The sequence below is a fragment of the Paraburkholderia sediminicola genome (assembly GCF_046027355.1).
GTDB classification, from domain to species: domain Bacteria; phylum Pseudomonadota; class Gammaproteobacteria; order Burkholderiales; family Burkholderiaceae; genus Paraburkholderia; species Paraburkholderia sediminicola_B.
The window spans coordinates 163,936-177,070 of record NZ_JAQQEK010000005.1 but is presented as its reverse complement, the minus strand read 5'-3'; the positions used below and the strand labels follow the sequence as shown (position 1 = coordinate 177,070).

Sequence of the window (13,135 nt, the reverse complement as noted above, 5' to 3'; positions counted from 1 at the left end):
TTGAGCCCGCTTTGAACGGCGGGCTATCGGTTGAAAATCAAGCCGCTGAAAACGAAGCCGCTAAACGCCGAGTGGGCGAACGCCTTCAGGCAAGACTCGCCACCGCCGTTCCGCTCGACACGCTCAACGGCATCACACGCAAACCGCGGGCGAGATGACTCTGCAAGATGCGATACGTCGACAGCTCGAACGGTCCCGCCGCGCTCGACGCATGCAACTCCGCAGCCTGCGCGAGCGACGCCGCATGGCCCACGTAACACCAACGATCGACGACATGAAACGCGCGCGCCTGCGACGCCTCCTCGCGCTCCTCGAACACGATCGGCCCCTCGAACGGCCAGGGCGCGTCCGCTGGATCGCTCTTGGCGACACGTGGCACCCGATTATGGCTGGGGCGCAGCGTCGCGATCCACTGTGCCTCCGCGAGCATGGCGCCCAACTCGCCGCCGGTCGCGCGCCACTCGACACGCCGCACCTGCTGGGCAAGCCGGATATCTTTGGAAGAGCGCCGCTCGCCGGTCAAATGTGAACGCAGCCGCTGGCGCACGCGCACGCTTCGCCCGACATACAGCGGCAAATCCTCTTCCCCGTAGAACGCGTAGACGCCGCAACCCGCTGGCGCGGTGTCGAGAAGATCTTCCGTGATGTCGCCCGCAAGCCGGTAGCGCCGAGTGGTGCGCTCGATCTGCGTGCGCAAAACGTCGAGCGGCACGAGGCCGTGCAGACGCTGCCAGAACTGCCAGATCAGATCGGCATCGGCGAGCGCGCGGTGGCGATCGGACGGCACGAGCGCATGACGCTCGACCAAAGCGTCGAGACCGTGACGCTTTTCCGCGGGAAACAGCGCGCGCGACAGGCGCACGGTGCACAGTACGTCCGGATCGAACGCCAGCCCCGCCCGGCGAAACTCGCCGCGCAGAAAACCACGATCGAAACTGGCGTTATGCGCGACGAACAGTTTGCCGTTCAGACGCTCGAAGAGAGCTGGCGCGATCGCGTCGAAGGTCGGCGCGCCCCGCACCATCGCATTCGTGATGCCGGTGAGCTGCTGGATGAATGAGGGAATCGGCTGCTGAGGGTCGACCAGACTGCTCCAGCGCGATACGCCGGCAGGCCCTATTTCGACCACACCGACCTCGGTGATGCGATGCTCGGCAGTCGAGCCGCCAGTGGTTTCAAGGTCGACGAAGACGATCGGACCATCCAGGGCCGGTTCCGGCAAAAACTGTTCAGACATGGAAAAGGAGACTTTGGACGCGTGGCTTTGCGGCAAGTATGCACCAGTTGGCGGCCGAGTACCCGGCCAGCATCGCATTACGTCAACTGACTTGGGGCGCAATGTTCCCGTTTTGGTGTGAGCGGCGAGCCTCTCGCAAAACCAGAAATCATTATGTTTTTCACGACGGACATCGGGAATGACATAGAAGCGATTCGGCGGTCTTTGGCCGCCCGTTCAAGACATTCCGAACCGGATAGTTAAAATCGATTGCCCCGATCAATAATGATTCGGCATAAAAAAGCCCTCGCGTTTTGCGAAGGCTTTCGTGCGTTCTGCCGTCCGGCCAAGCGCCGAGCCGCGTTGACTGGCTTACAACGGCTGGATGTTCGCCGCCTGCTTACCCTTCGGGCCAGCCTTGACGTCGAACGAGACGCGCTGGTTTTCCTTCAGCGATTTGAAGCCTTCCGCGCGAATCTCCGAAAAGTGCGCGAACAGATCTTCGCCGCCCGAATCCGACGTGATGAAGCCAAAGCCCTTAGCATCGTTGAACCATTTGACGATACCAGTTTCCATTTTCCAGTTTCCCTCGATGATTTATCAAAATCGGGCATTGCCCTCAAAGCCGAATATCGCGGCCACGCCACGCAATCAAATCCGGCGGGCGAAATTCAGCATTGCCGTTATACGGGGAACCAAGAATTGTCGTCAAGCGAATTCTCGGTATGCGTTTATCACGCTATGCGATAAGCCTCTGCTTATTGGTTTAAAAAATCCCAAGCGCATATATTCACTCAATCTGAATAATCAGACCAAGTCAATATTACCCAACTGACTACGGAGATGCTTGATAGCGGGAAAATTTTCAGCACTCCGCCGAAAATATGTAACAAAAGATGTTTTCCGTAAGTGTTTGTCCGACTTGCTGCACTGCGTTCACGGCCGGATGATTGGATTTAGTAGTGGTAGTAACGCGCATTAGGGAGATTGCCATGCTGTTCAACCAAATCCGCCGGCTCTTTACCTGGCTGACGCACTCGCACGCAAACACAGCTTCCGAACAATCCGCACCGGCCGCGGACACGCCGTCTATCTTCGAAATCGATCCCATGTGGCACGGAGATCATTGGCAGAACCTGCTGTCGTCCCCCATGGACGCGCGTCGCTACGTCATGGAAGACTGGAGCGTCTCCGTAGCGGACGACTGGAACGATGTGGACGGCGCAGCGCCTGCCCACTGACCGCGTCGTCAATCGGCAGAACACAGGCGAAAAAAAAGCGCGACTGGGAAAGTCGCGCCGACAAAGGTTTGGAGATCTTTTTCGTCAACGAAAAAGTCTGCTTCGGAAAGCAGAAATTTCAGTATACCGGCTCAGCGCCATTTCGATTATTCGCATAAATAACAATCATCTGTTTCAGTAACGACAACAATCTCTTTTTACGTTTTATTACGTTGTTTTTCCGCATCGTTTAGTGTCGCGAATCAACAACGCCACTCCATCAGCGCATCGCCTCCATCTCGTGAAAATCGCCGGAAGCCTTTATTTATAAGGCTTAAACGCCATTCCTATATCGTTTCCGAACGCGTAATACTTTATTGTGAAAATCGGAACGTCCACTGCGCGAAGTGTCTCTCTACACTCTGCCTAACCGGAAACCAGCGCGATTTTGTTCAGCGCGCATCTCACTCGGATAACGCCTCTCGCAGCGCCCGCGTGAAAGGTCTCCCTAAGCCTGGGTTCAATGCCCACTCTCGCTCTCGGAGTTACAAGATGAAAAAGACACTCATGGTCGCCGCCCTCACGGGCGTCTTCGCAACGGCCGCGCATGCCCAAAGCAGCGTGACGTTGTACGGCTTGATCGACGCCGGCATCACCTATACCAACAACCAGCACGGTCACAGCAACTGGCAGGAAACGAGCGGTTCGGTGAACGGTAGCCGCTGGGGCCTGCGCGGATCTGAAGATCTGGGCGGCGGTCTCAAGGCCATCTTCACGTTGGAAAACGGCTTCGGCATCAATGACGGCACGCTCAAGCAAGGCGGCCGTGAATTCGGCCGTCAAGCCTTCGTGGGTCTGACGAGCGACCAGTTCGGCGCCGTCACCTTGGGCCGTCAATACGACAGCATGGTCGACTACGTCGGCCCGCTGGCGCTGACCGGCACGCAATACGGCGGCACGCAGTTCGCCCATCCGTTCGACAACGACAACCTGAACAACTCGTTCCGCGTCAACAACTCGGTCAAGTACCAGAGCGCCAACTACGGCGGCTTCAAGTTCGGTGCGTTGTACGGCTTCTCGAACCAGGCCGACGGCTTCGCGAACAACCGCGCTTATAGCGCGGGCGCTTCGTACAACTGGGGTGGCCTGAACGTCGCCGCCGCTTACCTGCAACTGAACAGCAACGGCGCAACCGGCGCGGCTGCTGCATTCAATTCGGGCGGCGCGGTGTCGAGCGACAACACGTTCTTCGCCGGCCGCCAGCAAACGTGGGGCGCGGGTGCTAACTACGCGTTCGGCCCGGCAACGGTCGGTCTCGTGTACTCGCAAACGAACCTGTCGAGCCTGGCCGGTATCGGCGCTGGCGCTTCGGGTCAAACGGGGGGCATCGCCTTCGGCAACAACAGCGCTCACTTCCAGAACTTTGAAGCGAACGCTCGCTATGCGCTGACGCCGGCGGTCAGCATTGCCGGTTCGTACACGTACACCCGCGCAAGCCTGGCCGGCACGCGTCCGCACTGGAACCAGTTCAACCTGCAAACCGCGTACGCGCTGTCCAAGCGTACCGACGTGTATCTGCAAGGCGAGTATCAGCAAGTCAACGAAAACGCTGTCGTGGATGCGGACATCAACGGTCTGGCCGCTTCGGGCAACAACAAGCAAGTCGCTGTGACCGCAGGTCTGCGTCACCGCTTCTAAAGCTGCGGGTAGCATCCCCGGTCTCAAAGGCGCGCCGTTCGCGGCGCCTTTTTTTATACCTTGGCGCAGGAACTGATTGGCGAGAACGAGACGGAGGCGTCCGTCAGACGTGACTCAACCGCCCGTATCAGGCGGCGGATATTTGACGTCGAGTATGTCGATCGGCTGCGGGCCGGCCGGTGTGTACAACGTGACCGTATCGCCGACCTTCGCCTTGAGCAGCGCGCGCGCAATCGGCGAGATCCAGCTCACATGGCCGATATCCAGATCGACCTCGTCGATGCCGACAATCGTCACGATATGTTCCTCGCCGTCCTCCGTTGCATACTCGACGGCCGCGCCGAAGAAAACCTGGTCGACATTCTCCTGCTTGCTGCTGTCGACGACTTCAGCGAGATCCAAGCGTTTAGTCAAAAAACGGATGCGCCGATCGATTTCGCGCAAGCGGCGCTTGCCATAGATGTAGTCGCCATTCTCCGAGCGATCGCCGTTCGAGGCCGCCCACGACACCAGTTTGACCACTTCCGGCCGATCCACGTCGATCAGATGCAGTAGTTCATCGCGCATGCGCCGGTAGCCGGCGGGCGTGATGTAGTTTTTCGTACCAGCGGGAACGTCCGGCTGGGCGACGTCGAGGTCGTCGTCATTCTCTTCGCTCGACTCTTTGACAAAGGCCTTGTTCATGATGATCCGGTAACTGCAGCAAGCGACTGCCTATCAAGGGTACACGATCACGACTATGAGACAAATCGCAGTTACATGCTTCCCTTTTTCAAAACCTTTGCTATAATCTCGTTTCTGCGTGCGGCTGTAGCTCAGTTGGATAGAGTACTTGGCTACGAACCAAGGGGTCGTGGGTTCGAATCCTGCCAGCCGCACCACTTATTCGAGGGCCTTCCTCCTGGAAGGCCCTTACGTTTTACCCAGTTTCATTGCAGTAGCATCACCCGTTTAGCGTGCGGCTGTAGCTCAGTTGGATAGAGTACTTGGCTACGAACCAAGGGGTCGTGGGTTCGAATCCTGCCAGCCGCACCACCTATAAAGGGCCTTCCGATCGGAAGGCCCTTTGTTTTTTGTCCGTCGATTCCGGCCTCGTTGGGTCTCTCTGCACCCGAAAGCCTTCGGCAACCAAGCACGCCCCTTTATCGCGGCGCCGACTGAATATCCCCGATCTGCCCGTCCGGGCTCGGCACATCTCCGAACGAAGCCGCCGTCGCCTGCTCGCCGCCAATTTCCCGCTCACCGATTGGTTGCGCACGGTCGCCGGTCAGCGCCTGTGCTTCATGCAGCACATCCTCCACGGTTTCGCCATAACGGCTCTCGACGAACGCCCGCAACAGCGCGATCCGCAACGAGTCGCCCCGCCCTTCCACGGTTCGGTGGCCGCCTTCGAATTCCGCGATGCAGTGAGCCGCGCCCTGGTGGCTCCGCTCACGCACTTCGAGCCGCTGCGCGCGCTCCAGCACCGCCGCCGCAGCCTCCCATGACGTAGAAGGCGTAAAACGGCCATCCCAGGGACGTCCGCGGTCGTTGCCGCGAACCGCAACGGTTTCGCCGCTATCGGTAAAGTAGATTTCGCGCACGAAGTCGTGCAGGCCGCGGGCGACCCAGTAATCGAGTGCCAGGCCGCTGAGGTCGGATACGTTCACGAGCATTCTCCCTGAGTTTCAGATGAGACTCGCCCGTAGCCGCTGCGTTCAGATTTGAAGAGGGAAATGAAGCGCCCTAAGCCCAGCCCAAGGCGTCAAAGGAAAAAGTCAGTAATCCGCTCGCTCGCGATCGATTCGCATCCCGCCGTCGTGACGGTGATGGCCTTCCTCGCTTGGCCGTTCGCGCGCAATGCGCATGACGTCCGGGTTCGTGCGCACCCGGCGCATGACGTTGGCCAGATGGACACGGTCGCTCACCTGGATCACGAAGCGCAGCACCGTGGATTCCTGCGACAGGTCTTCGTCCATGGCGATGTGGACGATGTTGGCATCCGCCGAGGTGATATCGGCCGCCACGCGGGCAAACACGCCCTTGGTGTTCTTGACCAGCACCTTCACGGCGACGTCGAACAGACGCCCCGGTTGCGGCGCCCAGGCGACGTCGATCCAGCGACCCGGATCGCGCCGATGGATTCGTTGCGCGACGCGGCAATCCGTGGTGTGGATCGCCATGCCGAGGCCGATGCCGATATAGCCCATGATGTCGTCGCCCGGAATCGGACGGCAACACGCTGACAATTGCACCGACATACCCTCGGTCCCGGTGATGACCACCGGCGGCGCATGCGGCAAATCGGAGTGGGAGCGCGAGCCGTCGTCGTCGGCGTCGCGGCCGCTCATCAGCACTTCGATGCGCTTGGCCATGACCGCCGCGACACGCCGGCCGAGACCGATGTCCGCGAAAATTTCCTGACGGTTCTTGTTGCCCGTCCACTGCACGAGCTTTTCCCACGCTTCGGGCGTCACGTCCGAGAGCGCCAGCCCATAGCCCTTCAGCGCCTGGTCGACCAGACGCTCGCCGAGCTGAACGGACTCGTTCAGACGCATGGTCTTCAGATAATGGCGGATCGCCGAGCGCGCCTTGCCGGTACGCACGAAACCGAGCCATGCCGGGTTCGGCTTCGAATAAGGCGCGGTGATGACTTCGACGATATCGCCGCTCTTCAACTCGGTGCGCAACGGCAGCAGTTCATTGTTGATCTTCACCGCGACGCACTGGTTGCCCAGGTCGCTGTGGATCGAATACGCGAAGTCGAGCGCCGTGGCGCCGCGCGGCAGCGCCATGATCTTCGACTTCGGCGTAAACACGTAGACCGCGTCCGGGAACAGGTCGATCTTGACGTGTTCGAGGAATTCGCTCGAGTCGCCCGCTTCGCTCTGAATATCGAGCAGCGACTTGAGCCATTGGTGCGCGCGCTTCTGCACGTCGTTCAGATCCGCACCGCCGTTCTTGTACAGCCAGTGCGCGGCCACGCCCGCTTCGGCGATCTCGTGCATCTTGCGCGTGCGCACCTGAAACTCGATCGGCGCGCCGAACGGGCCGACCAGCGTGGTGTGCAGCGACTGATAGCCGTTCACCTTGGGGATCGCGATGTAGTCCTTGAACTTGCCCGGCACGGGCTTGTACAGCGCATGCAGCGCGCCGATGCAGGTGTAGCACTCCAGCGCGCTTTCCACCACGACGCGGAAGCCGTACACATCGAGCACTTGCGAGAACGACAACTGCTTGTCGCGCATCTTCTTGTAGATGCTGAAGATGGTTTTCTCGCGGCCGGTGACTTCGGCGTCGAGCTTCGCGTCGGCAATTGCGCGCTGCACCGATTCGAGAATCTTGCCGACCACTTCGCGCCGGTTACCGCGCGCCGCCTTGACGGCTTTTTCGAGCGTGGCGTACCGGTGCGGGTTGAAATTCGCGAAGCTCAGGTCCTGCAGCTCGCGATAAGTATTGTTCAAGCCGAGCCGGTGAGCGATCGGCGCATAGATATCCAGCGTCTCGCGCGCCACGCGGCGGCGCTTTTCGGGCGGCACCGCGCCCAGCGTGCGCATGTTGTGCAGCCGGTCGGCGAGCTTGACCAGAATCACGCGGACGTCGCGCGCCATCGCGAGCAGCATCTTGCGGAAGTTTTCCGCCTGCGCTTCCTCGCGATTGCGAAACTCCATCTTGTCCAACTTCGACAAGCCGTCGACCAGTTCAGCAACCTTCGCGCCGAAACGCTCGGCGAGTTCGGCCTTGGTCACGCCTTGGTCTTCCATCACGTCATGCAGCAGCGCCGCCATGAGCGCCTGGGCGTCGAGGTTCCAGCCGGCGCAGATTTCCGCGACGGCGACCGGATGCGTGATGTACGGCTCGCCGCTCTGGCGGTATTGGCCGAGGTGGGCTTCGTCGCTGAAATGGAAGGCCGACTTGATGTCCTTGATCTCTTCCGGCTGCAAATAGCCGGACAAGGCGGACGTCAGTTTGGCGATGGAGACGACGTCATGCCGGCGCGGTTGCTCCGGCGTGGCGGTCGGCCCGAACAGATGGCGAAACGACTGTTCGAGGACGGCGTCGATGTACTTCCGTGCAGACGAGGGCGAGTCAGCGTCGTGTTCCACTTCCGTGGCGGTGGGCGGGGTAGCACTCATGTTCGCCTCCGTAGCGGTTAGGGTTGGACGCCGGTCTGCACGTTGATGCACTTACGTGCGGCAAAAGGTGTTGCAAACGCGGTATTGCAAACGCGTGCGGCAAACAGGTTTGGCAAACGCGTAATCGAAAACGGAACAGTGCGCCTTAAACAGGCACCTTCTTCAGCATTTCGACGCCAACCTGGCCGGCTGCGATTTCGCGCAGTGCGACGACGGTGGGCTTGTCGCGGCTTTCGATCTTCGGCGTGTGGCCTTGAGCGAGCTGACGCGCGCGATAGGTTGCGGCAAGCGCGAGTTCGAAACGGTTCGGGATCTGTTTGAGGCAGTCTTCGACGGTAATGCGGGCCATGTTGGGTTCCTTCTCAGTATGTTGCTTATTCTACCTTATGTGCTCGGTACACCGCCGCGCTTACGCGTGTGGCAGGTGAATGCCGAGCTGCACGAAAAGCTGCGTGTGGCGCGCGTATTGCGAGGCGAAGCGCGAACGCGTCGCGGCCACGAGGCACTGCAGTTCGCTGAGCGCGCGCTCGAACTTCTCGTTGATCACCACATACTCCGCTTCCGCCGCGTGAGCCATCTCGCTGCCGGCTGCCAGCAAACGGCGCGTGATCACGTTCGGCTCGTCCTGGCCGCGTTTCTTCAGACGCTCTTCGAGCGCCTCGAGCGACGGCGGCAAGATGAAGATTTCGACCGCGTTGTGAAACTGCTTTTTCACCTGCTGCGCACCCTGCCAGTCGATTTCGAGCAGCACGTCATGGCCGCTTTTCATCTGGTCCTCGATCCACACACGCGAGGTGCCGTAGTAGTTGCCGTGCACTTCCGCGCTTTCCAGAAACTCGCCGGCATCGTGACGCTTCATGAAATCGTCGACGGTCGTGAAGTGATAGTGCTCGCCGTCCTGCTCCTTCGGACGCGGCGGGCGCGTCGTGTACGAGATCGACAGACGGATCGCGTCGTCGCCGGCGAGCAGCGCGTTCACGAGCGTCGACTTGCCCGCGCCCGACGGCGCGACAACCATGAACAGGTTGCCGGGGTAAGCACCGGCGTACGGATTGCGCGGCGTTTCGCGTGTGTGGTGATGGTCGGTCATGTCGGTGGTGCTCCAGCCTTATTCCAGATTCTGTACTTGCTCGCGCATCTGTTCGATGAGCAGCTTCAGGGTCATCGACGAATCCGCCAGCTCCTTCGCCGCCGCCTTCGAACCGAGCGTATTCGCTTCGCGGTTGAGTTCCTGCATCATGAAGTCGAGGCGCTTGCCGACCTTGCCGCCCTTCTGGATCACGTGACGCGTTTCGTTCAGGTGAGCCGTGAGGCGCGACAGTTCTTCGGCGATGTCGATACGGATGCCGTACATCGTCACTTCCTGGCGAATCCGCTCGTTGATCTCTTCACGCGAGACGATCGTCGCGGCCGTATCCGGCGCGGCGATGCCGAGCGCTTCCTGCAAGCGTTCGACAATCTTCTGCTGATGCTTGGCGATCAGTTCCGGCACGAGCGGCGTGATCTTCGTGACGATCGCTTCCATTTCGGTGACGTTGGCGATCAGCATCGTCGCCAGTTGCGCGCCTTCGCGGGCACGCACGTCGATCAGGTCCGTGATGGCCTGCTTGCCGCAGGCGAGCACGGCGTCGCGCAGCACTTCGGGTGCCACGCCGCTTTCAGCGAGAATGCCAGGCCAGCGCAGAATTTCGCCGGTGCGCAGGCGTTCCGCTTCCGGAAACGTCGAGAGCACTGTGCGTTCGAGCAGCGCGAGTTGCGTGAGCGCGTCGTGGTTGATCGAACCTGCGTTGGCGGACTGTTCGCTGCGTTGCAGGTTGATGCGGATATCGACCTTGCCGCGCGACAACTTGTTCATCAGCATTTCGCGCAGCGTGGGTTCGCACACGCGCACGTCTTCCGGCATGCGGAAGTTCAGATCGAGAAAGCGCGAGTTCACGGTGCGCAATTCGACCGATACGCTCACGCCACCTGTGCCCGAGGCCGCGACGAGTTCGCGCGTGGCGCTCGCATAGCCAGTCATGCTGTAGATCATCGTATTTCTCGCGATTGTGGCCATGCGTTCGACGATGGCCGGAGAGTCGAATCGCCCGGCGTGTACGAGACGCGGGGCGGGGAAACGGCATTATCCCATCTTTGGCGATGAGACCCCTTGGAGAGGCAAGGTGGATGCGGACAGCCGCCTCGCCCGATCGGCTGTAAAATCGCGCTTTCCTTCCTGCTTTTCTTCCTGACCGATCCCAACATGACCAACAACACCCAACGCCCCAGCGGCCGCCAGGCCAATCAGCTGCGCGACGTGCGCATCACGCGCCACTACACGAAGCACGCGGAGGGCTCGGTGCTGGTCGAATTCGGCGATACGAAAGTGATCTGCACCGCGAGCATCGCCGAAAGCGTGCCGTCGTTTCTGCGTGATCGCGGCCAAGGCTGGCTCACCGCCGAATACGGCATGCTACCGCGCGCCACGCATACGCGCAGCGACCGCGAGGCCGCACGCGGCAAACAGACCGGCCGCACCCAGGAAATCCAGCGACTGATCGGCCGCGCGCTGCGCTCGGTGTTCGATCTGGAGAAGCTCGGCGCACGCACGCTGCATATCGATTGCGACGTGATTCAAGCCGACGGCGGCACGCGCACGGCCAGCATCACCGGCGCGTTCGTGGCGGCGCACGACGCGGTGGCGAAGCTGCTGGCCACGGGTCGCATCGAAAGCTCGCCGATCACGGATTATGTTGCCGCGATTTCGGTGGGCGTGTACGACGGTCTGCCAGTGCTGGATCTCGACTACGACGAAGACTCGCAATGTGACACCGACATGAACGTCGTGATGACGGGCGCGGGCGGCTTCGTGGAAATTCAGGGCACTGCTGAAGGCGTGCCTTTCTCGCGCGACGAAATGAACGCGCTGCTGGATCTGGCCAGCGACGGCATCAATACGCTGGTCGCGAAGCAGAAGGCGGCGTTGGAGCAAAAGAGTGAATGAAGTAAGTCAAAACAATGGCGCGGCCGCACCCGGTTCGCCGTTGAAAAAAGTCGTGCTGGCGTCGAACAACGCGGGCAAGCTGCGCGAGTTCGCGGCGTTGCTCGGCGCGGCCGGCATCGAACTGATTCCGCAAGGCGAGCTGAATGTGCCGGAAGCCGAGGAACCGCATCCGACCTTCGTCGAAAACGCGCTGACCAAGGCACGCCACGCGTCGAAGCTGACCGGCCTGCCCGCGCTCGCCGACGACTCGGGTCTTTGTGTGCGCGCGCTGCGCGGCGCGCCGGGCGTCTATTCGGCGCGCTACGCCCAACTTGCAGGCGGCGAAAAGAGCGACGCGGCGAATAACGCGCGCCTCGTCTCAGCGTTGCAAGGCGAGACCGATCGCCGCGCATACTACTTCTGCGTGCTGGCTTTGGTCCGTCACGCGGACGATCCGGAGCCGCTGATCGCCGAAGGCCGCTGGCATGGCGAAATGCTGGACGCGCCGCGCGGCGCGCATGGATTCGGCTACGACCCGTACTTCTTCTTGCCGTCGCTGAATGCGAGCGCCGCCGAACTCGAACCGGCGGTGAAGAACGCCAGCAGCCATCGCGCGATTGCATTGCGGCAACTGCTCGCGCGTCTGACGGAGGAAGCGTGATTCCGATCAAACCGGCGCCCGCCGATATCGGCAACGGCGTCATCAAGGCCTTCACGTCGCCGGGCAGCATCCGGCTGACGTCGCTGCCGCCGCTGGCGTTGTACGTGCATTTTCCGTGGTGCGTGCGCAAGTGCCCGTATTGCGATTTCAACTCGCACGAATGGAAAGGCGACACGTTCCCGGAGAACGAGTATCTCGACGCCTTGCGCGCCGATCTCGAGATGGCGCTGCCGCTGGTCTGGGGGCGGCAAGTGCACACGGTGTTCATTGGCGGTGGCACGCCGAGCCTGCTTTCGGCGGCCGGGCTCGATCGCATGCTGTCCGACGTGCGCGCGCTTCTGCCGCTCGACGCCGACGCGGAAATCACGCTCGAAGCCAACCCCGGCACCTTCGAAGCCGCCAAATTCGCGCAGTTTCGCGCGAGCGGCGTGAACCGGCTCTCGGTGGGCATCCAGAGTTTCAACGAAGCGCATCTGAAGGCGCTCGGCCGCATTCACGACTCGGCGCAAGCGCACCATGCCGTCGATGTGGCTGCGACCACGTTTGACAACTTCAATCTCGACCTGATGTTCGCGCTGCCGGGGCAGACGCTCGCCGAATGCCAGGCCGATGTCGATACGGCGTTGTCGTTCGCGCCGCCGCATTTGTCGCTGTATCACCTGACGCTCGAACCGAACACGTTGTTTGCGAAGTTTCCGCCCGCCCTGCCCGACGACGATGCATCCGCCGACATGCAGGACTGGATTCATGAGCGCACCTCCGCTGCCGGTTACGAGCGCTACGAGGTGTCGGCGTATGCGCAGCCGCATCGGCAGAGCAAACACAATCTGAACTATTGGCGCTTCGGTGACTATCTTGGCATCGGTGCAGGCGCGCATACGAAGCTGTCGTTTCCGAATCGCGTGCTGCGGCAGGCGCGCTACAAGCATCCGACTACCTTCATCGAGCAGGCGAAGGCCGGCACGGCGGTGCAGGAAGAGCACGAAGTCGGGCCGCGCGATCTGCCGTTCGAGTTCATGCTGAACGCGCTGCGGCTGGTGGAAGGGTTTCCGGTGCATCGGTTCATCGAGCGCACGGGGATGTCGATGACGTCGATTGAGCCGGCTTTGCAGGAAGCCGAACGACGCAAGCTGATCACGCGCGATCACGAAAAGATCGCGCCGACGCCGCTCGGCCAGGCGTTTCTCAACGATCTGCAAGAGCTGTTTCTGAAAGATCCGCAGTGATTGCAGATCGACTGCGCGCCGCAGCGAGGTTTTTTCA

General features: G+C 61.1%; 13 protein-coding genes and 2 tRNA genes. 7 read left to right on the top strand and 8 right to left on the bottom strand.

Features of this window, described 5'->3' with window-relative positions; genetic code table 11:
- Window positions 1-85: 85 nt before the first annotated feature.
- Window positions 86-1,237 carry an exonuclease domain-containing protein gene (locus PQR42_RS11020; RefSeq protein ID WP_408385668.1) on the bottom strand — a complete coding sequence of 384 codons (1,152 nt, stop codon included), beginning with the start codon at window positions 1,235-1,237 and terminating at the stop codon, window positions 86-88.
- Window positions 1,238-1,588: 351 nt separating this feature from the next.
- Complete coding sequence (locus PQR42_RS11015; protein ID WP_064268598.1) at window positions 1,589-1,792, bottom strand: cold-shock protein; 204 nt, start codon at window positions 1,790-1,792, stop codon at window positions 1,589-1,591.
- A gap of 416 nt (window positions 1,793-2,208) precedes the next feature.
- Here PQR42_RS11015 and PQR42_RS11010 point away from each other — a divergent pair, with 416 nt between their 5' ends.
- Both PQR42_RS11010 and PQR42_RS11005 read left to right on the top strand, forming a co-directional pair.
- The gene (locus PQR42_RS11010) at window positions 2,209-2,457 is read left to right on the top strand and encodes a hypothetical protein (protein WP_408385666.1); all 249 of its coding nucleotides are present in this window, start codon (window positions 2,209-2,211) and stop codon (window positions 2,455-2,457) included.
- Window positions 2,458-2,988: 531 nt separating this feature from the next.
- Window positions 2,989-4,134, top strand: a complete 1,146-nt coding sequence (locus tag PQR42_RS11005) for a porin (RefSeq protein ID WP_408216230.1) — start codon at window positions 2,989-2,991, stop codon at window positions 4,132-4,134.
- A 114-nt stretch (window positions 4,135-4,248) separates the two neighbouring features.
- On the opposite strand, the gene greB is transcribed toward PQR42_RS11005, so the two are convergent.
- Window positions 4,249-4,818, bottom strand: a complete 570-nt coding sequence (gene greB, locus PQR42_RS11000; protein WP_132373449.1) for a transcription elongation factor GreB — start codon at window positions 4,816-4,818, stop codon at window positions 4,249-4,251.
- 120 nt (window positions 4,819-4,938) lie between these two features.
- Between greB and PQR42_RS10995 the strand changes: the two genes are divergently transcribed.
- Window positions 4,939-5,015: transfer RNA gene (locus PQR42_RS10995), tRNA-Arg, on the top strand.
- Window positions 5,016-5,092: 77 nt separating this feature from the next.
- Window positions 5,093-5,169, top strand: a tRNA-Arg gene (locus PQR42_RS10990).
- 107 nt (window positions 5,170-5,276) lie between these two features.
- Here PQR42_RS10990 and PQR42_RS10985 read toward each other — a convergent pair.
- The 5 genes from PQR42_RS10985 to PQR42_RS10965 form a co-directional block, all read right to left on the bottom strand.
- The gene (locus PQR42_RS10985; protein WP_408385981.1) at window positions 5,277-5,783 is read right to left on the bottom strand and encodes a phage protein NinX family protein; all 507 of its coding nucleotides are present in this window, start codon (window positions 5,781-5,783) and stop codon (window positions 5,277-5,279) included.
- 108 nt (window positions 5,784-5,891) lie between these two features.
- A complete protein-coding gene (locus PQR42_RS10980) occupies window positions 5,892-8,249 on the bottom strand; it encodes a RelA/SpoT family protein (RefSeq protein WP_408216238.1) in 2,358 nt (785 codons plus the stop codon).
- Between the two features lie 145 nt (window positions 8,250-8,394).
- Window positions 8,395-8,598, bottom strand: coding sequence for a DNA-directed RNA polymerase subunit omega (gene rpoZ / locus PQR42_RS10975; RefSeq protein ID WP_006025620.1), 204 nt, complete (start codon window positions 8,596-8,598; stop codon window positions 8,395-8,397).
- Between the two features lie 60 nt (window positions 8,599-8,658).
- Window positions 8,659-9,339, bottom strand: a complete 681-nt coding sequence (gmk, locus tag PQR42_RS10970) for a guanylate kinase (protein WP_408182429.1) — start codon at window positions 9,337-9,339, stop codon at window positions 8,659-8,661.
- Between the two features lie 18 nt (window positions 9,340-9,357).
- Window positions 9,358-10,281: a YicC/YloC family endoribonuclease gene (locus tag PQR42_RS10965; protein ID WP_408216242.1), complete on the bottom strand. Its 924-nt coding sequence runs from the start codon at window positions 10,279-10,281 to the stop codon at window positions 9,358-9,360.
- A gap of 210 nt (window positions 10,282-10,491) precedes the next feature.
- On the opposite strand from PQR42_RS10965, the gene rph reads away from it, so the two are divergent.
- From rph to hemW, 3 genes are read left to right on the top strand one after another with little or no spacing between them, the layout of a single operon-like run.
- Window positions 10,492-11,232, top strand: coding sequence for a ribonuclease PH (gene rph, locus PQR42_RS10960; protein WP_408385664.1), 741 nt, complete (start codon window positions 10,492-10,494; stop codon window positions 11,230-11,232).
- Window positions 11,225-11,872 (top strand): RdgB/HAM1 family non-canonical purine NTP pyrophosphatase, encoded by a 648-nt coding sequence (rdgB, locus tag PQR42_RS10955; RefSeq protein ID WP_408385662.1) that lies wholly within the window; start codon window positions 11,225-11,227, stop codon window positions 11,870-11,872. Before rph ends, rdgB begins: the two co-directional genes overlap by 8 nt.
- Window positions 11,869-13,098 carry a radical SAM family heme chaperone HemW gene (hemW, locus tag PQR42_RS10950; RefSeq protein WP_408385660.1) on the top strand — a complete coding sequence of 410 codons (1,230 nt, stop codon included), beginning with the start codon at window positions 11,869-11,871 and terminating at the stop codon, window positions 13,096-13,098. Before rdgB ends, hemW begins: the two co-directional genes overlap by 4 nt.
- Window positions 13,099-13,135 lie beyond the last annotated feature (37 nt).

What these genes read in the sequence shown, in the direction of transcription:
- gmk (WP_408182429.1), bottom strand. Translation starts at nt 9,339, where the DNA reads ATGACCGACCATCACCACACACGCGAAACGCCGCGCAATCCGTACGCC.
- PQR42_RS11015 (WP_064268598.1), bottom strand. Translation starts at nt 1,792, where the DNA reads ATGGAAACTGGTATCGTCAAATGGTTCAACGATGCTAAGGGCTTTGGC.
- PQR42_RS10980 (WP_408216238.1), bottom strand. Translation starts at nt 8,249, where the DNA reads ATGAGTGCTACCCCGCCCACCGCCACGGAAGTGGAACACGACGCTGAC.
- greB (WP_132373449.1), bottom strand. Translation starts at nt 4,818, where the DNA reads ATGAACAAGGCCTTTGTCAAAGAGTCGAGCGAAGAGAATGACGACGAC.
- PQR42_RS11010 (WP_408385666.1), top strand. Translation starts at nt 2,209, where the DNA reads ATGCTGTTCAACCAAATCCGCCGGCTCTTTACCTGGCTGACGCACTCG.
- PQR42_RS11020 (WP_408385668.1), bottom strand. Translation starts at nt 1,237, where the DNA reads ATGTCTGAACAGTTTTTGCCGGAACCGGCCCTGGATGGTCCGATCGTC.
- PQR42_RS11005 (WP_408216230.1), top strand. Translation starts at nt 2,989, where the DNA reads ATGAAAAAGACACTCATGGTCGCCGCCCTCACGGGCGTCTTCGCAACG.
- PQR42_RS10965 (WP_408216242.1), bottom strand. Translation starts at nt 10,281, where the DNA reads ATGATCTACAGCATGACTGGCTATGCGAGCGCCACGCGCGAACTCGTC.
- rpoZ (WP_006025620.1), bottom strand. Translation starts at nt 8,598, where the DNA reads ATGGCCCGCATTACCGTCGAAGACTGCCTCAAACAGATCCCGAACCGT.
- rph (WP_408385664.1), top strand. Translation starts at nt 10,492, where the DNA reads ATGACCAACAACACCCAACGCCCCAGCGGCCGCCAGGCCAATCAGCTG.